Origin of the sequence: Pedobacter sp. (genome assembly GCF_040513095.1) — a bacterium.
Classification (GTDB): Bacteria; Bacteroidota; Bacteroidia; order Sphingobacteriales; family Sphingobacteriaceae; genus Pedobacter.
On the sequence record NZ_JBEVDX010000011.1, the window covers coordinates 102,731 to 121,321 of the forward strand.

Genomic DNA, 18,591 nt, shown 5'->3' on the forward strand with positions numbered 1-18,591 from the left:
ATTTTGTTCTCTAAAACACAGAAAAATGAAGATAGTTTTCATGGGTACCCCCGATTTTGCAGTAGCATCCCTAAATGCCTTATTTGAAAATGGTTATGATATCGCAGGCGTGGTAACGGCGGCAGATAAACCGGCAGGAAGAGGCCAGAAGTTACAGGAAAGTGCAGTAAAAAAGTACGCGGTGGATAAGGGCCTTAAAGTTTTGCAGCCCCTGAAACTTAAAGATCCTGACTTTATTGAAGAATTACATTCACTCAATGCAGACCTGCAGGTAGTAGTTGCATTCCGTATGCTTCCGGAAATTGTGTGGGATATGCCCGCAAAAGGCACAATTAATCTCCATGCATCCCTGTTACCCAATTACCGTGGTGCAGCACCTATCAATCATGCAATTATCAACGGAGAAACTGAAAGCGGGGTAACTACCTTTTTTCTGAAACACGAAATTGACACCGGCGATGTTATCTTCTCAGAAAGAGTGGCCATTGCTGAGGATGATTCAGCGGGCGACCTGCACGACCACCTTATGGAAGCTGGCGCTGGCCTGCTGGTTAAAACTGTAAAAGCTATTGCTGAAGGCAATTATAAAGAACAGCCCCAAACTGCATCAGCGGATTTGAAACATGCACCTAAAATATTCAAGGAGTTTTGTAAAATAGACTGGAACCAGCCTGTAAAAACAATTTACAACCTGATCCGTGGCCTTAGCCCCTATCCAACAGCCTTTACTGAGCTGAATGGTAAAACCATTAAAATATTTAAAGCACAGTATGAAGAAAGTGCGGCCGGCATGGCTCCGGGTAATTATGTTACTGACGGGAAGACCTTTTTGAAGTTCGCGGCGGCAGATGGCTTTATCAGCGTACTGGATGTGCAATACGAAGGTAAAAAAAGAATGATGACAGATGAGTTTTTAAGGGGAATGCGCCTATAAGGCATTGAGCATTGCACTTAAAGATTTGGTGATTTCATTGAAGTAACGTTTTCTGCCATATCCCATTACCCAGCGGATGCCGGAACTGGCATTCGTGATAAATACTTCTTCTGCCTCGTTTAAAACTTCGGGATTGATCTGTGCTTCGATAATTGAAATGCCATTAGCCTTTGCAGTCTGCATAACTATATTGCGCATTACGCCGGCAATACAGCCTTCAGAAAGTGCAGGGGTATAAATTTGCTTGTCATAAACTACAAATACATTGGAGCTGATGCTTTCACACAGAAAACCATTCTGATTGAGGATAAAGGCTTCATCCAGCCGGTGCTGCTTTTTGTAGAGCCCGGCCATCACAAATAATAAAGAATTGCTGGTTTTATAGTTCGAAAGTTTATTTACCGGCTTGGTGATTTCATCATAAACGTTAATGATCAGCCCCTTTTTGTTAAGTCCGTACCCAGTCTCCTGCACTGCGGAAGCTTCCAGGATATATCCTGATTTATTAGTATCGGGTGTATACAAACCGTCAGCATCGCGGTAAACGGAAAGGCGGAACCGTGCATTGTCCTTCAGTTTGTTCTTCTTGCATAATTCGGCAGTCTTCTGCTTCAGGAAATACTCATCAAAGAAAATGCCCCCGTCCATCTTCAGTGCATTCATGCCGGCCTGCAGACGATCGGCATGCAGTTCAGCAAACTTCAGTTTGCCCCCCGTCATACGCATGGATTCAAAAAGGCCATCACCATACCTGAAACCACGGTTTTTTACCGTGAGTATCTTTTCATCTATGGCAATGAACTCGTCATTATGTAAAATATATTCCTGTTGCATTAATTGTTAGGCCTGTCCAACATAGTTTCTCCATTTGTTTAATACACCATCAAAATCTGGTGGAAGCGGTGCCTCAAACTCCATATATTCCTTAGTTGTAGGATGTATGAAACCGAGTGTCTGTGCATGCAGCGCCTGGCGTGGTAACATCTCAAAGCAGTTGGCAACATATTGCTTGTACTTCGTAAACGTTGTTCCCTTCAATATCTTATCTCCGCCATAATTGGCGTCGTTAAATAAGGGGTGACCGATGTGCTGCATATGTGCCCTGATCTGGTGTGTCCGCCCTGTTTCCAGCTGACAACTGATTAAAGTCACATAATTTAAACGCTCCAATACAGAATAATGGGTAACAGACCACTTTCCTTTCTCCTCCTCATCATATACATCCATCACAATCCTGTTTTTTGCACTTCTGCCGATATACCCAGAAACTGTGCCATTTTCTGCAATATCTCCCCATGCCAGTGCAATATATTTTCGCGTAATACTATGGTCAAAAAATTGCTTAGCCAGCTTGGTCATCGTGATCTCGTTTTTACTGATAATCAGCAACCCTGAGGTGTCTTTATCAATCCGGTGTACCAGGCCGGGACGGCCTTCATTACCAGGTAATTGCGGCAACTGGTCAAAGTGAAAAGCCAGGGCATTTACCAGTGTACCGGTATAGTTATTAAATCCCGGATGTACGACCATCCCTGCCGGCTTGTTAACAATCAGCAAGTCGTTATCCTCGTACACTATATCCAAAGGAATATCTTCGGGATAAACTTCTGTATCTCTTGGAGGATGAGGGAACACGATAGAGATCTCGTCTGCAGGCTTTACCTTATAGCTGGCCTTCACTGTAGCTTTGTTCACTAGCACATTGCCCGCATCAATTGCATTCTGAATGCGGTTCCGGGACGCATTCTGCATACGCTGCATCAGAAATTTGTCTATGCGCAATGGCGACTGCCCACCATCTACAACAATATTAAAATGCTCATATAAATCCTGCTCTTCCAGTTCCAGCCCGCTATTCGTATTTTCCATTCGTAATTTTATGATTTTATCCTGATGTGAAGAACCTGGTGCTGGCTGCTTTAAAGCAATCCCAACCGGTTCATCCCAGTTTACAAAACTAACCTTTAACAATTACATTTCTCAAAAGAAATCAAACAGCTGTAGAGAATGGTTTATATTTGCCTGATGTTTACAGCTCTGAACAGTCCTTTTCAACACCTGACCCATCCTTTCTTAACACAACTATGGGTAAAAAGGGATGATCTGATTGACCCCTATATTTCCGGGAACAAGTGGCGCAAGCTTAAATATATACTCCAGGATGCGGCTGAAAAGGGTAGAAAGCACCTTGTAACTTTTGGCGGGGCATATTCAAACCACCTTGTTGCTACTGCTGCAGCCGCTGCCAGGTCCGGGCTTAAAGCAACAGCCTTTATAAGGGGAGAAAAGGTACTGAACGAAATGCTGCTGCTCTGCCAGCTATATGGCATGGAGCTGATTTTTACCGACCGCGAAAGCTATAAAGACAAACCTTCCTGTTATCAGAAACATTTTGCAAACGATCCTGACACTTATTTTATTGATGAAGGAGGCGCTTCTGCTGAGGCTGTAAAAGGTTGTGCGGAGATCATCGCAGAACTGCCGGCCGACCTGGATCATCTCTTTTGCGCGGCAGGCACGGGTACTACCGCAGCAGGTTTATTACAGGGCATACGCACAGCTGGTCTAAAGACCAGGCTTCACGTGGTGCCCGTACTGAAGGGGGGCGACTTTATCAGGGAGGAGATCGGCAAATATGTTCCTGATCCCATGGTTGCAGATAACATAATTGCGGGCAGCAATGATCTGATCCTGCATACAGACTATCACTTTGGCGGTTACGCAAAAACACAGCCTCAGCTGCTGCAGTTTATGAGAAAGTTTACTGCAGGTCATGGTATCCTTATCGACCCTGTGTACACGGCTAAAATGTTCTTCGCTATTGATGACCTGGCAGATCAAAATTATTTCCAACCCGGCGAAAAGATTGCTGCCCTGCATACCGGAGGCCTCCTGGGCATTATGGGGATGAAAGAAAAAATTGCGTTATGAGCACGCTTCCGCTCATATATGTCATGATGAAGACCACGGCCACACCAAAGAAAGTGAGCCAGAGCGGATGCTTATAATCCCCAACAATGCGTACCTTATATGCGGCAAAAAGAATTGTACCGAGCGTAACCGGCAGGATAATACCGTTGAGTGCCCCGGCGATGATCAGCAATGTAACCGGCTTTCCTATTCCCACAAATATCGCAGCAGAGCTTAAAATAAAAGCAATAATCACTTTATTTTCGTTGTTACTGATCTTGTGGCTGAAGGATTTGATAAAGGATACGGATGTATAGGCAGAACCGATTACGGACGTAATTGCCGCCGCAAACATGACTAAACCAAACAGTTTATACCCCAGCTTTCCCGCAGCCAGCTGAAATACAGATCCTGTTGGATTGTCCGCATTGATAGTAAATCCTTTACTGATTACACCAAGAGAAGCCAGAAACAGGAATATACGTACCAGGGCAGCTACGGAAACCCCCATTACTGCGCTGGTATTTACTTCAGGTAAAGCGGCCCTGCCTTTAATTCCTGCATCGAGCAAACGGTGCCCGCCGGAAAAAGTAATGTAACCGCCTACTGTTCCCCCTACCAGTGTAATTATGGTCATCAGGTCAATTTTAGAAGGCACTATGGTCCTCAGTGCAGCCTCAGCTACCGGAGGCCGGGAGGTAAATGCAATATAAATGATCACGATGATCATCACAAAACCCATCAGCCGGGCAAACCTGTCCATTGCCTGGCCTGCTTCCTTTACCAGAAAGATGGCAATAGAAAGCACTGCAGAAATAATAGCTCCTGTAATCACGGGAATACCCATTAAGGCATTGAGCCCTAAACCGGCGCCGGCAATATTACCGATGTTAAATGCGAGTCCGCCGAGTACGATCAGAAATGAAATAAAGCCCCCAAGTCCGGGCATAAGCAGATTTGCAATGTCCTGCGCACGTTTTTCAGAAACAGCAATAACTCTCCAGATGTTCAGCTGCACACCGATATCAATTAGGATAGACGTAAGAATCACAAAACCGAAACTGGCACCCAGGCTCTGGGTAAAAACGGTCGTTTGTGTTAAAAAACCCGGACCAATGGCAGATGTAGCCATTAAAAAAGCAGCTCCGGTTAAGATATTCCAGTTTCTTTTTGATTTCATCCGGCGGAGGCTTAGGCAGGGGACTGTAAGACGATCCCTTCGTTTTTAAATGCAGTATAAATCTTTTCGGCAAACAGTACGGCATGTTTTCCATCGCCGTGGATGCAGATGGTATCAGCTATAATTTTAATATCAGTGCCCTGCTGAGACGTAACTTTTCCTTCTTTAACCATTCTTAAAACCCTGTTAATAGCGATCTGTTCGTCAGTCACCATGGCATCGGCGAACTTCCTTGAAGTTAATGATCCGTTTTCCTGATAAGTTCTGTCGGCAAACACTTCGTTGGCCACCTTCAGCCCCGTTCTTATACCAGCGGCAATCAGCTCGCTGCCGGAAAGTCCGTATAATACCAATCCCGGATCCACTTTATAGACTGCTTCGGCAATGGCAGATGAGAGTTCCTTACTTACTGCTGCCATATTGTACAGTGCTCCGTGAGGTTTAACGTGGTTCAATACCCCACCTTCCGACTTCACAAATGCAGCAAGTGCGCCAATCTGGTAAACAACCATATCGTAGGCTTCTTCAGCAGAGACTGACATTTCCCGCCGTCCAAATCCCTGAAGATCGGGCAAACCCGGATGAACGCCCATTGCCACACCATTTGCAATTGCCCGCTTTACGGTTTTTTTCATTACTGCCGGGTCTCCTGCATGAAAACCGCAGGCAATATTTGCAGAGGTCACAAAGGGCAGAATGAGTTCATCGCTGCCCAGTGAAAAAGCGCCATAGCTCTCGCCCATATCACAATTCAGGTCAGCACTATACGTGTCAGATGTCATGATTATATTTAAACGTTAAGGTTTGCTGCAGTTGTTTAAGCTGCTGTTCACGATATAGCAAAGCAGCATGTGCCTGTGCTAAAGTTAATAATTCAAAGCGTATTTTCTGTCCGCTCTGCAATTGGGCAAGTTTAGAAAAATCAGCGGTAATGACCTGCACAATTCTGGGGTAGCCACCGGTAGTCTGGTGATCCGCCGTCAGCACTATCGGGTCGCCGTTGCTGGTGACCTGAACTGTTCCAAACGTTACGGCTGAAGAAATCATTTCCCGCGGTCTTTCCAGTTTCAGGGCTTCACCTTTCAGGCGATAGCCCATCCGGTCTGATTCATTGCTGAGCTGAAACTCCTTTTCAAAAAAAGCCTGTTTACCGTTTATGCTGAACAATTCAAACTCCGGCCCTTCAATTACCCTGATGACATGGTCATTTAAATCAGGGTACAATGTGCTGAGATCGCAGGACCAGTTAAAGTCCTGCAGCGTTTCATGGTACCTTTCTCTGAAGGGAATATAATCGCCTGCCTGTAATGCCCGTCCATTCCATCCCCCAAATTCCGCACGCAGATAGGTAGAGCGGCTGCCCAGTACCTTGGGGACACTGAATCCTCCGGAGACTGTCAGATAAGTACGGCATCCTGATTTTGCAGCACCAAAGCTCAGCACTGAACCTTTTTTTACCAGTACCGGCCGCCACATCTGTAAGGGCATTTTATCTAACACAGCAGAAAGATCCGCACCAGTCAGCGCAATCAGTTGCTCCGCTTCGAAACGCATGGTGGGGCCTGTTAAAGTACATTCTATCCCGGCTTCATCTTGGGGGTTACCAACCAGCAGATTGCCTGTCCGCAGCGCAAGGCTATCCATAGCACCGCTAACAATAATTCCATCTTTCCGGTATCCAAACCTGCCTGTGTCCTGTATGGTACTGAGCAGCCCGCCTTTGAGCACCTTAATTCCCATATCCTGTTTTTTCATTTACATCAAACTCAGCCTGGGTCACAGGCACAAAACGGATCCGGTCGCCCGCCCTGAGTAGTGAAGGCTCCTGCCTTTTGACATCAAATAAACGGACTGCTGTGCGTCCGATAATCTGCCAGCCGCCTGGAGTTGCTATAGGATATATCCCTGTCTGTTTGCCGGCTATCCCCACAGATCCGGCAAGAATTTTTGCCCTCGGGATTTCTTTTCTGGGGGCTGCGATTTTTTCATTCAAACCTCCCAGGTAAGGAAATCCGGGAGCGAAGCCGATCATATGCACCAGGTACTCTGCTTCTGTATGTAACCTGATTACTTCGGCAGTATCAAGGTTGGCATGAGAGGCAACAATATCCAGATCTGGCCCCCATATGCCGCCATAGACAACAGGGATCTCAACAAACCTGGACACTGGCTTTTCGGGCCTCGCCATTACTTCAGCAAGCATCTCTTCCAGGTGAGCCTGTACAGACTGATAGCTCAGGGTCATCGGCTCATAAAAGATGGTAACGGTGGTGAATGCCGGTACATATTCTGTAAAACCATCGAAAGAATATTCTTCAAGGTAATTACAGACGGATTGGATGAGATCATGAGTTGCATTACTGATCTCCTCAGCAAACCGGGCCACAATAGCTGTGTCTCCCAATGGGTAAAACCGGACATCCCTGATTTGGAGTTCATTCATTTATTGAGTTTTAGCTGACAAATAAATATACTCATTAAAGCCGTAAAAACTATTGCTATATCTTTTAATCCGACATCCCTTTCAGGTCTCAAAAACCCCCTCAATCGGGGGTTTCATAGCAAGTGTGCTTGAAATATTTTTACACATTCAAATTGACTATTAATATTTACCAGACAGCATACCAATGCTGGACGTTTGTGATTTAACCTTATTAATGAAAAACTTAAACATATTTTTAGCTTCCTGCGCAGTCCTGCTGCTATTTTTCAATGCAAGTGCACAAGAGAACAACCCAAATGGCAGCCTCACAGGCAATGTAATCGATGAACAGAAAAAACCACTCGATTATGTATCTGTTGCACTTTTAAAAGCTCAGGATTCTACGCTGGTTAAAGGGTCTTTTACCAGCGCCAAGGGCACATATGCTTTTGATCATTTACCTGAAGGGGCCTATCTGATCGCTTTAAATATGGTTGGTTACGGCAAAGTGATTAAAGGCCCTTTCAATATCAATAAGGCACACCTTAGCTACACATCAGCAAATGTACAAATGACCGCCGCTGCAAAACAGCTGAGCATCGTAAATATTGTAGGCAGGAAACCACTGGTAGAAAGACAGGTTGACAAAACTGTGCTGAATATTGAAAACAGCATTCTTGCGACAGGGAATACTGCGCTGGAGATCTTAAAAAAGGCACCAGGAGTAACGGTGGATAAAGACGGCAATATCAGCCTGCGGGGTAAAAAAGGAGTCGGTATTATGATCGATGGCAAACTGTCTTACCTTTCAGGTGAGGAGATTGCCAATTTATTAAATGCAACGGAAGGCAATGCAATCACCAGTATTGAACTGGTCACCAACCCTTCCTCAAAATATGACGCATCCGGAAACTCCGGCATCATCAATATCAAATTAAAAAAGAACCGCAATTACGGAACCAACGGGACGGTAACTGCAGGCGCGGGATATGGAAGATATTACAAAGCCAACGGCGGTTTCACGCTCAATCACATGGAAAAGAAATTTAATTTTTTCGGCGACTTTAACTATGCGAGAAACAAGAGATTTGCAGATCAGGGGATTAACCGCATTAACGGCACTGGTGCCCGGCAGACCTTCTTTGACCAGACAGGCGGTTTTGTGGGCATCAGGAACAATACAAATTATAAAACCGGTGCAGACTATTTTATCAACGACCAGCATACAATAGGCCTCGCAGTAAATGGTTATCTTACCAAGGCAGATCAGGTAAGCGATATCTCTACCCGGATAGGTGGAAGCCCGGCACAAACGGATTCTACATTGAAAGTGATTAACCCTGCGGATTATACCTACCGGAATACAGCATACAATCTAAACTACAGAGGGGTGTTGGACACTACCGGACAGGAAATTAACATTGATGCCGATTTCTCGAGGTATCACAGGGACAAGACTGATGCCTATTTCAACAGGCTTCTCGACGCCAGCGGACAGCCATCCACACCTGCCACAAGTTTTAGAAACCGCACGCCTTCCAGCGTTAAAATCTGGGCCGCAAAAGCAGATTATATTTATCCCATTAACAAAAAGACAAAAATTGATCTGGGCTTAAAGACCAGTTTTGTCAACACAGACAACAATTCTATCATTGAAAACCTCGCAGACTATCAATGGCAGAATGACCAGAGTCAAAGTAACCACTTTCTATACGATGAAAACATCAATGCTGCTTACGCCAATTTTCACCGCGAATTTAAAAGTACCACTGTACAACTTGGTTTAAGGGCAGAGCAAACCAATTCAAAAGGCAACTCCCTCACTACACAAAGTATTGTCGACCGCAACTATTTAAACTTGTTTCCCAGCATCTTTGTAAATCAGGTATTATCCAAAAACCATGAGATCGGATTTTCCTACAGCAGAAGGATTGAGCGCCCCAATTATTCTTCATTAAACCCCTTTATACACTTTATTGACTCCTATACCTATTTTCAGGGGAACCCCTTTTTAAAACCCCAATACACCAATTCCCTTGAAGCCTCCTGGTCCTATAAGAAAACTATTAATGCCACAATTGGGTACAGCTCTACCACTGATGTCATCAGCTTTGTCACTTTTAATGATACTGCAAGGAAAACACTGGGCGCAACAAACAGGAACCTTGCCTCTTTAAAGGCATACAATCTGAACATCAGCTCCCCGGTGTCTGTCACAAAATGGTGGACTTCCAATAACAACCTTACCATTTTCTACAATAAATATGCAGCACCTGAACTCCTTGGATTGCCATTTGAAAGCGGACGGCTGGCCTTTAACTTCAATAGTATACAGGCAATCAAACTGAACTCTACCCTCAATGCTGAACTATCAGGTTATTATCATTCCAGAAGTGTTGATGGCACTGCTGCGACCAGACAGGAATACAGTATAGACCTGGGAATAAGCAAAACACTGCTGGATAAAAAACTAAATCTCAAATTTGCTGTAAACGACATTTTTAACAGCCTGAGATACTTGAATACAAGTACAATACCCGGACAAACTTACACTTACAGGGAAAAAGATGAAAGCAGAATATTTCGTCTGACAGGTTCTTATCATTTCGGCAGCAACAGTATCAAAGCAGCCAGAAAAAGAACCAAAGGCTCCGAGGAAGAACAGAACCGGATATAATTTGAGGGATTATCAACAATAAAACCTGCTCCGTAAGAAAGCAAATATCAAAGTTGCTGCAGCTGAGGAAACGCAAAAGGCATGAACTATTTGCTTCATGCCTTTTGCGTTTCCGGATAAAGATTGTCTTACTGACCTCTGCTGTTCCTCAGTTCAGTTTTTAAGATTTCTATTTCCTTTTCATTATGGCGGTTTTCAATATAGAAATAGATGGCGCATGCCAGGAATATCTTCCCAAGCAGGAAAACACCTGCAAATATCCACCTCCATATTTTGCGGATGCGCATATGACCAGATTCAGCTTCAACCTCCACAAACTGGCTGCTTTTCCGGGATCTCGAAGATTCCCGCGGCTGATCCCTGTATGGCATATCTATCGTTAAAGCATCAGATTCACGCGCTTTAATGATTTCATTGATATTGGCTTCTATTTTCGTCCAGGTACCGGGAGGGGGAGTAATAGCCATCTTTTGCGCAATATGCTCCAGATCTGTCTCCAATGCCCTCAATGCCTCTGATACTTGTGGGTGTTTTGCTTTCAGATACAATAACTCTCTGGTTTCCGCTTCGGAGGCTGAACCTAATACATACGCCTCCAGTACCCCGCTTTCTATGTATTCATTAATTTTCACCACTTTTTCTTAGTATAGCGAAAGCCTCTTTTAAAGTCTTCCGAATGAATTCTTCAGTTCTATTTAATTCTGCTGCAAGTAGGCCGACAGATTTCCCATGATAATAGATATCATGAAACACACGTTTTTGCTCTGCTGAAAGCGCTGCCAGGTGCTGATCATTTGAATGGTGCATGGCAATGCCTTCTGCAGCGGCACCATTTTCTGCAACTGCTGTAAAAGCCTGTAATTTACCTTTTGCAAATCTTTGCAGCTGGGACCAGTTTTGAGGACCGTCAGAATTCTCTTCACCGAACGCTGCTGAAAGTTCACAAAATATATGCACAAGACATTCCTCAGCCAGTTTTCTGTCTTTTACATTTTCAAAAACATAACCCAGTAAAATTCCTGCATACTTGTCATAAAGACTGCGTACATCTACGGGTCCGCTTTGTGTGAGTACCTGTCTGTCAGTTTTCAGCATGTGTTTTTTCTCTGTCAGTGCATAACTATTTTTGGCTCAACCACAGGCCTTTGTCTGCTCTGATAAAGCATAAAATTAAATAAAGTTTAGAGGAATTAAAAATAAATAAACATTTTACGCTGCCTGAGGCCAAACAGGCTTAGGAACAACGCTTGAAACGATACATTTATTAATTAAATGGCACAACATGCAAATGATTAAATTCTGCCAACTTATCAACATTTGTTCACACTGATCCTGTTTCCATAAAAAACAAGGTTTAAATGATTTAAAGTTGGTTTTTGCTTTTATCCTCTAAATATGCCCTGGATTTGTTATTCAGGGGGTTTTTACTACATTTGACAGGAACCAAATAATAAAATTATGTACCAACTAACTGTCGCTCCGGACCAGGTGAATGAAACTTTAAGCCAGCACGTTTTAGCTGACGGTTTCGATATGACTTATGATATGGAGAAAAGCCAGGGCGCATATTTGTATGACTCAAAGTACAACCGTAAGCTGCTGGATTTTTTCACCTGTTTTGCATCCGTCCCACTGGGATATAACCATCCAAAGATGCTACATGACGAAAATTTCAGGCACAATCTTTTCCTGGCGGCGATGGCTAATCCTTCCAATTCAGATGTTTATACACAACAATATGCACAGTTCGTAAAAACATTTGGTAAAATCGGGATTCCTGAGTATTTGCCACATGCATTTTTTATTGCAGGCGGGGGGCTTGCCATTGAAAATGCACTCAAAGTAGCCATGGACTGGAAGGTTCAGAAAAACTTTGCCAAAGGATATAAAGAAGAAAAAGGGTTTAAGGTACTGCATTTTGAAAAGGCCTTTCATGGAAGAACAGGTTATACATTAAGCCTTACCAATACATCACCCGAAAAAACCAAATGGTTTGCCAAGTTCGACTGGCCGAGGGTTTCTGTACCAGAGGTTACCTTTCCGCTGGAAGGTGATCACCTGGCCCAGGCTATCCATACTGAAGAAGTATCAATCGCCCAGATTAAACAGGCCTTTGCAGACAATAAGGATGATATCTGTGCAATCATCATCGAACCGATCCAGTCTGAAGGCGGCGATAACCACCTGCGCGAAGAATTTCTTATCCAACTCCGCAGCATTGCAGATGAAAATGATGCTTTCCTGATCTATGATGAAGTACAGACAGGTGTTGGTTTGACTGGTAAATTCTGGTGCCATCAGCACTACAGCGAAAAGGCACGTCCGGATATTCTTGTTTTTGGAAAAAAAATGCAGGTATGCGGCCTACTTGCCGGCCATAAAGTTGATGAGGTGGAAAACAATGTATTTCGCATACCTTCAAGAATCAATTCTACCTGGGGCGGAAATCTGGTGGATATGGTCAGGGCAACACAGATCATGCAGATTATTGAAGAAGATAAATTATGTGATAACGCTGCCGTAGTAGGACAATATCTCAAAGATAACCTGCAGCATTTAGCCACAAAATATGACCAGATGAGCAATGTACGCGGCAAAGGCCTTTTATGTGCATTTGACTTCCCCAATTCAGCAATGCGCAATACTTTTATAGAAAAAGGGCTGGAACTCAATACAATGTTCCTGGGTTGCGGACCGCAGACAATACGTTTCCGACCTGCCCTGATGATAGAAAAAAGCCATATTGATCTGGGTGTAGAGGTTATGGATAAAATTCTGGCAAAAATATGAGAAATAAGAAGATAAATATATTCCTGGTCGTACTGGTCTTGTTTTTGGTAGTATGGATGATGAAAGGCGCGTTTTTCCAACCCGGGGCGGGAGACCTGAAGGCAGGGTTTAAACAGGTTGCAGAATATAGAAACGAGAACAATACCGGCCCAATTCAATATGTATTTTCCGTTTCGCTGAAAGATACGATCTGGTCTGAAATGGAAACCTACGGAAATTATAAACCGCACCATAAAGGTGGGACCACCAAAGTCTATTATTTCCTTGAAGGCACACCTGTACCTGCAGAACTTGCACCGGGCAGTGTAAACTTTGACAGCTCTTTTAATGCTTCCTGTGTAGCTATGTATGAAAAAAGCGCCATTGGCAATGTGATCATCACAAAACACCCCTTCCAATAGTTTCAGCGGTATACAGGCAAAGCTTGATTCAGGCCTGCCGATATAAAAAAGACATTGCCGGATTTCAGCAATGTCTTTTTTTATATACTGGTCGGTGAGACCTCAAAGTATCACAGGCCTATTTAAGCAACTCGGCCAGTCTAGACTGTAACTCTTCTCCCCTTAAATTGGTTGCTGCAATCTTTCCTGAGGGATCGATCAGGAAATTCTGAGGAATACTGTTTATCCCGTATAACTGAGCAGCCTCGGAGTTCCAGAACTTAAGGTCTGATACCTGGGTCCAGGTTAAACCATCCTTGGCAATCGCAGCCAGCCACTGGTCCTTTTTACCAGGCTGATCCAGCGATACGCCTAAAACAGTAAAACCTTTGTCTTTAAACTTATTGTATGCGATTACAACATTCGGGTTCTCTGCACGGCAGGGGCCGCACCATGACGCCCAGAAGTCCAGCAGCACATATTTACCCCGAAAACTGGAAAGTTTTACCGGTTTATCATTCACATCGTTCAGCGTAAAATCGGGTGCCATTACTCCTATTGAGGTTGTTCTGGCGGCATCAAGACTTTTACCGAATTCAATTCCCGCAGCAGTACCGCGAACCTTTTCCGAAAGGCCTTTGTACAGGGGATCTACTTTTGCCACATCTATACTTCCTTCACCAGCCACTTCACGCAGGGCCAGCAGACTGAAGTAAGAATCAGGGTTAGCTTTGACGTAATCAGACTGTAGTGCGTTCAGTTGAGCAACATATTTTTCATACCGGGCCTGCATTACACTTTTATAAGCCTGATCTTTCTGTTTTTCCTCGGGAGCAGCACCATACTCTACATTCAGAGCAGTAATACCAGCAACCGGGGCAGCAATGAACTTCATATACTGCGCGTTCTCGTCATTCAGTTTAGAGCCCGTGATCAGGGCATACTTAACAGAATCCTTAGCTGCAACGTTAATATTTGCAGGCTCCAGGTAAACGATTTCATTGTCGGCAGCCCTGCCGAGTTTCTTCAATCCCTCGCCTTTATGGTCTAAAATTATACGGGCCATAGTTGGGCCGGTAACTATTCCTTTGAATACAAAAGAACCTTTAGTTATGACAGCAGAGTCCAATACCTGCTTTCCGTCGGCCACATAGTTTAAATATGCTTTAGCGGGAGAATTCAGGGTACCGATTTTTCCGTTAAGCGTAAATTCTCCGTTCTGGCCGCATGCCAGTGCCGGAGAGGCTATCATTAATGATATAAGTAATTTCTTCATTCAGTTTTTATATTTAACTCAAATTAAGGGAAAAATTCAGGAGTTCCTGCGGAAGTGATAAAAAAATAACATCTTTCATACCCCTCTCAGAAGTAATTACCGCAGGTCAAAAAGGTTATCAACGCCCAGGAGTTTACGAGAAGTAAAGCCTTCCCCAAAGGTAGCTCCGATCGATTTACCGAATTCCCTGGCGCGCCCGATTGCGCTTTCAAAGAATTCAGGCGATGAGATATAAGTTTCAGGTCCGTTTACTTCCGGATTGAAGAACTGCGTTTTAAAAGCCCTGATCGATTCCAGTTTGGTTTCCATATAGGGAGTAATATCAACAATTACGTCAGGCTGAATATAAGTATCCTGCACGTATTGCAAAAGCAATCTCGGCCTCCAGGGCTGCTGGGCAACACCTTCATCAAAGGTTTCGATCTTCAGTAAACCTGATAAGAAAACAGCATCATTGGACAGGTCGCCGGCACGTTTATGATCAGGATGCCTGTCGTGCAAAGCATTGGAAAGCACAATCTCGGGCTGGTACTTACGGATCATACGAATTACTTCCAGGCGGTGAGGTTCATCATTCTCAAAAAAAGCATCTTTAAATTTCAGATTTTCACGGGCATGCAGCCCTAATATCCTGGCTGAGTCGGCCGCTTCCGTGTCACGTGTTTCAGCAGTTCCGCGTGTACCAAGCTCTCCCCTGGTAAAATCAATAATCCCTACTTTTTTACCGAGGGCAATATGTTTTAAAATAGTTCCTGAACAACCTAGTTCCGCATCATCGGGATGAACAGCTAATACGAGTATATCTAACTTCATGTACGTAATCTTCTTTATAATCAGACAGCACTTTGGCTCTCCTTGTTTTTAATGTAATGTATTTGTTTTGTTCAAAGCAGTACCTGTCACTGGCGGTAAAATCCTGAAGAAGCAATAATGGCTTCAATGTCTCTTTCTTCTTCGGGATTATAAGTGCTTTTGAGATTATGGCCTACCACCCGCGCTACCGACTGGTAAAGAAAGGCCTTCACTCCGCCCTGTGTTTCTTTTACAATTTGATAGGTGGTACGTCCAACCTCGCGGTCGATAAGTTTAGTGAGTATCTGCCCCTGGGTAATGGTGAGTTCTTTGATCTCCGTTTTAAACATCTGCTTGATTTCTTCATCACACTGCTTTACCAACTTTTTATGTTCTTTACGGTCTGAGGTCAGAGCCAGATCTCTTTCCAGCTGCTCGTATCTTCTTTTAGCAAAAAGTGCATAGGGCATTACCTTTAAGACATTATAACGGAGCCGGTTGTACGCAGCACGGTCTGCAGGACTCTTAAATATGCGGTCTGCATAGATAACAACCTCATGCAGAGACATCCAGGGGATCATTTCGCCATTATCATTCGTAGAAGCTACCCTGATTGTATCATTCTTACCCCTTGGAGGAAACTTATAAGACGCAGGATTTTCCTGAGCATTTAGCCTTTCTGTGGTAATAATGACAAATAACAGAATAAATAACCTGCAAAATTTCATAAATTTATACTCCCACAAAGTTAAAGTAAATTTAATACATTAGGTTTATAACTGAATCTAATATAGCTTTAAACGTTTGACTACCCAGAATTATTACGAAAATAATACAATGAAGAACACCTTAGTGATTGATTTAGAAGCAGAAAAGCAGGAAATCCTAAAGCGGTACCGGGCACTCTTGCGTGCATGTAAGCCAACCATGCAAAAGGGAGATAAAAAGGAAATCCGGAAGGCATTTGACATGGCACTCGAAAGCCATAAAGAGATGCGCAGAAAATCCGGAGAGCCTTATATTTATCATCCTATTGCCGTGGCGCAGATCGCGGCTGAAGAGATCGGATTAGGAACAACTTCTATTGTATGTGCCCTGCTGCACGATGTAGTCGAAGATACGGATATCACCCTCGAAGATATTGAGAGGGAATTCGGAAAGAAAACCGCCAAGATCATTGACGGCCTGACCAAGATCGCCGGGGTGTTCGATTATAACAGTTCGCTTCAGGCTGAGAATTTCAGAAAAATGCTGCTCACGCTGGCTGATGATGTCAGGGTAATCCTGATTAAACTTGCAGACAGGTTGCATAACATGCGTACTATGGATTTTATGCCAAGGCATAAGCAGTTGAAAATCGCTTCTGAAACAATCTACCTGTATGCACCACTGGCGCACCGTCTGGGCCTGTATGCAATCAAATCGGAACTGGAAGATCTTTCCATGAAATACCTTGAACCCGACACCTACAAGTTCATCGCTACCCAGCTCAATGAAAAGAAAGCAGAGCGTACTCTGTTCGTGAAACGTTTTGTAGATCCTATCAATGAAATACTTGCAGAACAGGGCTTTGTTGCCAATATATACGGACGCCCCAAATCCATCCATTCCATTTGGAACAAGATGAAAAAAAAGAATATTCCTTTTGAGGAAGTATATGATCTTTTTGCCATCAGGATTGTGCTGGACAGTACACCCGAAAATGAAAAAGCAGATTGCTGGAAAGCCTACTCTATAGTCACAGATTTATACCGCCCCAATCCTGATCGACTGAGAGACTGGGTTTCATCACCAAAAGTAAACGGCTATGAGTCCCTTCATACTACTGTGATGGGTCCGAAAGGACAATGGGTGGAAGTGCAGATCCGCACACAGCGCATGAATGAGATCGCGGAAAAGGGTTTTGCCGCACACTGGAAATATAAAGAATCTAGCAATGATAATGGGCTTGACCAGTGGATTATGAAGGTACGCGAAATGCTCAATAATCCCGAGGCCAATGCGCTCGACTTCCTTGATGATTTCAAAATGAACCTGTTCTCAGATGAGATTTTTATCTTTACCCCAAAGGGTGCACTGATACAGCTTCCTCTGGGAGCTACGGCACTGGACTTTGCTTTTGAGATCCATACTGATGTAGGTGCGCGCTGTATTGGTGCCAAGGTAAACCACAAACTGGTGCCGCTGTCCTATAAACTGCAGAATGGCGATCAGGTGGAAATCATTACTTCCAGCAAGCAAACGCCTAAAGAAGACTGGCTGAGTATCGTAGTAACGGCAAAAGCCAAGTCTAAAATCAAGTCCTCGCTGAAAGAAGAAAAGAGAAAAATTGCGGAGGAAGGCAAAGAAACCCTGGAACGTAAGCTGAAATCGCTGAAGATCACTTACAATACTGATAACCTTAACAAACTCAGCTACTTCTTTAAGCTGGCTTCTACACAGGAACTTTTTATTGCTGTTGCCCATGGCAAGATTGAATTGAAAGACCTCAAAGAATACCTGGCAAGTGAGAAAGAAATTGAAAACAAGGGCACAGAAAGGAATGACGGCCAACAGATCGAAGCGCTTTTAAACAAGGTAAAAGGACCCGAATCTGATATTTTACTCATTGGGGAAGACCTGCAAAAAATTGACTATACCCTGGCAGCATGCTGTAATCCTATACCGGGAGACGATGTATTTGGTTTTGTTACTGTGAGCGAGGGCATCAAGATCCACCGTACCAATTGCCCCAATGCTGCCCAGCTCATGGCAAATTATGGGTACCGGGTAGTAAAAGCCAAATGGAACAAAGCCCAGGAATTAACATTCCTTACAGGTTTACACATTGTAGGGATTGATGATGTAGGTCTGATCAATAATATTACCAAAGTTATTTCAAACGATTTTAAGGTAAACATGCGTTCTATCACCGTGGATACAGATAATGGGATATTTGACGGCTCAATTATGATCTTTGTAAATGATAAAGAGCACCTTGACAACCTGATTAAAAATCTTTTGGAAGTGAAGGGCGTAACAGGTGTTACGCGTTTCGATGCCTAAAAAATTGAATAAATCATATAGTTCTGTTTAAAAATTGATACCTTTGAAAGGAGTTTTAAAACTATGTCTACACACCACAACAGCGAGTTGGTTAGAAAAATATTTGAAGCCTACCTCGAAAATAAAAGTCTGAGAAAAACGCCTGAGCGTTTTGCGATCTTAGAAGAAATATATTCCAGAGATGA

General features: G+C 43.7%; 17 protein-coding genes and 1 pseudogene. 7 read left to right on the top strand and 11 right to left on the bottom strand.

All coding sequences use genetic code 11. The annotated features are described in order from the left end of the window. The first annotated feature begins 25 nt into the window (after window positions 1-25). Complete coding sequence (fmt, locus tag ABWY16_RS01915; protein ID WP_353902959.1) at window positions 26-934, top strand: methionyl-tRNA formyltransferase; 909 nt, start codon at window positions 26-28, stop codon at window positions 932-934. Here the strand turns inward: fmt and ABWY16_RS01920 are convergent. Both ABWY16_RS01920 and ABWY16_RS01925 read right to left on the bottom strand, forming a co-directional pair. Continuing rightward, window positions 929-1,768: an aminotransferase class IV gene (locus ABWY16_RS01920; protein WP_353902960.1), complete on the bottom strand. Its 840-nt coding sequence runs from the start codon at window positions 1,766-1,768 to the stop codon at window positions 929-931. The two genes, fmt and ABWY16_RS01920, sit on opposite strands and share 6 nt — an antisense overlap. Before the next feature lie 6 nt (window positions 1,769-1,774). Continuing rightward, entirely contained in the window at window positions 1,775-2,803 is a 1,029-nt protein-coding gene (locus ABWY16_RS01925) for an RluA family pseudouridine synthase (RefSeq protein ID WP_353902961.1), read from the bottom strand. Window positions 2,804-2,959: 156 nt separating this feature from the next. On the opposite strand from ABWY16_RS01925, the gene ABWY16_RS01930 reads away from it, so the two are divergent. Beyond that, complete coding sequence (locus ABWY16_RS01930) at window positions 2,960-3,865, top strand: 1-aminocyclopropane-1-carboxylate deaminase/D-cysteine desulfhydrase (RefSeq protein ID WP_353902962.1); 906 nt, start codon at window positions 2,960-2,962, stop codon at window positions 3,863-3,865. On the opposite strand, the gene ABWY16_RS01935 is transcribed toward ABWY16_RS01930, so the two are convergent. From ABWY16_RS01935 to pxpB, 4 genes are read right to left on the bottom strand one after another with little or no spacing between them, the layout of a single operon-like run. Beyond that, window positions 3,834-5,024 (bottom strand): NRAMP family divalent metal transporter, encoded by a 1,191-nt coding sequence (locus ABWY16_RS01935; protein WP_353902963.1) that lies wholly within the window; start codon window positions 5,022-5,024, stop codon window positions 3,834-3,836. The two genes, ABWY16_RS01930 and ABWY16_RS01935, sit on opposite strands and share 32 nt — an antisense overlap. Before the next feature lie 11 nt (window positions 5,025-5,035). Then, the gene (locus ABWY16_RS01940) at window positions 5,036-5,806 is read right to left on the bottom strand and encodes a LamB/YcsF family protein (protein WP_353902964.1); all 771 of its coding nucleotides are present in this window, start codon (window positions 5,804-5,806) and stop codon (window positions 5,036-5,038) included. Then, window positions 5,796-6,779 carry a 5-oxoprolinase subunit C family protein gene (locus ABWY16_RS01945; protein WP_353902965.1) on the bottom strand — a complete coding sequence of 328 codons (984 nt, stop codon included), beginning with the start codon at window positions 6,777-6,779 and terminating at the stop codon, window positions 5,796-5,798. Before ABWY16_RS01945 ends, ABWY16_RS01940 begins: the two co-directional genes overlap by 11 nt. Next, on the bottom strand, window positions 6,754-7,467 hold the full coding sequence (pxpB, locus tag ABWY16_RS01950; RefSeq protein WP_353902966.1) for a 5-oxoprolinase subunit PxpB: 714 nt from the start codon (window positions 7,465-7,467) through the stop codon (window positions 6,754-6,756). The genes ABWY16_RS01945 and pxpB overlap by 26 nt, the downstream gene beginning before the upstream one ends. Before the next feature lie 214 nt (window positions 7,468-7,681). Here pxpB and ABWY16_RS01955 point away from each other — a divergent pair, with 214 nt between their 5' ends. Beyond that, window positions 7,682-10,123, top strand: a complete 2,442-nt coding sequence (locus ABWY16_RS01955; RefSeq protein ID WP_353902967.1) for a TonB-dependent receptor domain-containing protein — start codon at window positions 7,682-7,684, stop codon at window positions 10,121-10,123. A gap of 128 nt (window positions 10,124-10,251) precedes the next feature. On the opposite strand, the gene ABWY16_RS01960 is transcribed toward ABWY16_RS01955, so the two are convergent. Beyond that, a complete protein-coding gene (locus ABWY16_RS01960; protein ID WP_353902968.1) occupies window positions 10,252-10,758 on the bottom strand; it encodes a hypothetical protein in 507 nt (168 codons plus the stop codon). Beyond that, entirely contained in the window at window positions 10,745-11,218 is a 474-nt protein-coding gene (locus tag ABWY16_RS01965; RefSeq protein ID WP_353902969.1) for a sigma factor-like helix-turn-helix DNA-binding protein, read from the bottom strand. Before ABWY16_RS01965 ends, ABWY16_RS01960 begins: the two co-directional genes overlap by 14 nt. A gap of 363 nt (window positions 11,219-11,581) precedes the next feature. Between ABWY16_RS01965 and lat the strand changes: the two genes are divergently transcribed. Both lat and ABWY16_RS01975 read left to right on the top strand, forming a co-directional pair. After that, a complete protein-coding gene (lat, locus tag ABWY16_RS01970) occupies window positions 11,582-12,913 on the top strand; it encodes an L-lysine 6-transaminase (RefSeq protein ID WP_353902970.1) in 1,332 nt (443 codons plus the stop codon). Further along, entirely contained in the window at window positions 12,910-13,314 is a 405-nt protein-coding gene (locus ABWY16_RS01975; RefSeq protein WP_353902971.1) for a hypothetical protein, read from the top strand. The genes lat and ABWY16_RS01975 overlap by 4 nt, the downstream gene beginning before the upstream one ends. A gap of 118 nt (window positions 13,315-13,432) precedes the next feature. On the opposite strand, the gene ABWY16_RS01980 is transcribed toward ABWY16_RS01975, so the two are convergent. The 3 genes from ABWY16_RS01980 to ABWY16_RS01990 form a co-directional block, all read right to left on the bottom strand. Beyond that, window positions 13,433-14,569, bottom strand: a complete 1,137-nt coding sequence (locus tag ABWY16_RS01980; protein ID WP_353902972.1) for a redoxin domain-containing protein — start codon at window positions 14,567-14,569, stop codon at window positions 13,433-13,435. A gap of 96 nt (window positions 14,570-14,665) precedes the next feature. Next, complete coding sequence (gene bshB1 / locus ABWY16_RS01985) at window positions 14,666-15,382, bottom strand: bacillithiol biosynthesis deacetylase BshB1 (protein WP_353902973.1); 717 nt, start codon at window positions 15,380-15,382, stop codon at window positions 14,666-14,668. An 86-nt stretch (window positions 15,383-15,468) separates the two neighbouring features. Next, window positions 15,469-16,089 (bottom strand): DUF4294 domain-containing protein, encoded by a 621-nt coding sequence (locus tag ABWY16_RS01990; protein WP_353902974.1) that lies wholly within the window; start codon window positions 16,087-16,089, stop codon window positions 15,469-15,471. Between the two features lie 109 nt (window positions 16,090-16,198). Here ABWY16_RS01990 and ABWY16_RS01995 point away from each other — a divergent pair, with 109 nt between their 5' ends. Further along, the gene (locus ABWY16_RS01995; RefSeq protein ID WP_353902975.1) at window positions 16,199-18,406 is read left to right on the top strand and encodes a RelA/SpoT family protein; all 2,208 of its coding nucleotides are present in this window, start codon (window positions 16,199-16,201) and stop codon (window positions 18,404-18,406) included. A gap of 63 nt (window positions 18,407-18,469) precedes the next feature. Continuing rightward, window positions 18,470-18,591 (top strand): annotated as a pseudogene (locus ABWY16_RS02000) (transcriptional repressor); the annotation flags it as partial.

Coding starts and splice junctions, on each gene's coding strand:
- fmt (WP_353902959.1), top strand. CDS start 26: ATGAAGATAGTTTTCATGGGTACCCCCGATTTTGCAGTAGCATCCCTA.
- ABWY16_RS01920 (WP_353902960.1), bottom strand. CDS start 1,768: ATGCAACAGGAATATATTTTACATAATGACGAGTTCATTGCCATAGAT.
- ABWY16_RS01925 (WP_353902961.1), bottom strand. CDS start 2,803: ATGGAAAATACGAATAGCGGGCTGGAACTGGAAGAGCAGGATTTATAT.
- ABWY16_RS01930 (WP_353902962.1), top strand. CDS start 2,960: ATGTTTACAGCTCTGAACAGTCCTTTTCAACACCTGACCCATCCTTTC.
- ABWY16_RS01935 (WP_353902963.1), bottom strand. CDS start 5,024: ATGAAATCAAAAAGAAACTGGAATATCTTAACCGGAGCTGCTTTTTTA.
- ABWY16_RS01940 (WP_353902964.1), bottom strand. CDS start 5,806: ATGACATCTGACACGTATAGTGCTGACCTGAATTGTGATATGGGCGAG.
- ABWY16_RS01945 (WP_353902965.1), bottom strand. CDS start 6,779: ATGAAAAAACAGGATATGGGAATTAAGGTGCTCAAAGGCGGGCTGCTC.
- pxpB (WP_353902966.1), bottom strand. CDS start 7,467: ATGAATGAACTCCAAATCAGGGATGTCCGGTTTTACCCATTGGGAGAC.
- ABWY16_RS01955 (WP_353902967.1), top strand. CDS start 7,682: ATGAAAAACTTAAACATATTTTTAGCTTCCTGCGCAGTCCTGCTGCTA.
- ABWY16_RS01965 (WP_353902969.1), bottom strand. CDS start 11,218: ATGCTGAAAACTGACAGACAGGTACTCACACAAAGCGGACCCGTAGAT.
- lat (WP_353902970.1), top strand. CDS start 11,582: ATGTACCAACTAACTGTCGCTCCGGACCAGGTGAATGAAACTTTAAGC.
- ABWY16_RS01975 (WP_353902971.1), top strand. CDS start 12,910: ATGAGAAATAAGAAGATAAATATATTCCTGGTCGTACTGGTCTTGTTT.
- ABWY16_RS01980 (WP_353902972.1), bottom strand. CDS start 14,569: ATGAAGAAATTACTTATATCATTAATGATAGCCTCTCCGGCACTGGCA.
- bshB1 (WP_353902973.1), bottom strand. CDS start 15,382: ATGAAGTTAGATATACTCGTATTAGCTGTTCATCCCGATGATGCGGAA.
- ABWY16_RS01990 (WP_353902974.1), bottom strand. CDS start 16,089: ATGAAATTTTGCAGGTTATTTATTCTGTTATTTGTCATTATTACCACA.
- ABWY16_RS01995 (WP_353902975.1), top strand. CDS start 16,199: ATGAAGAACACCTTAGTGATTGATTTAGAAGCAGAAAAGCAGGAAATC.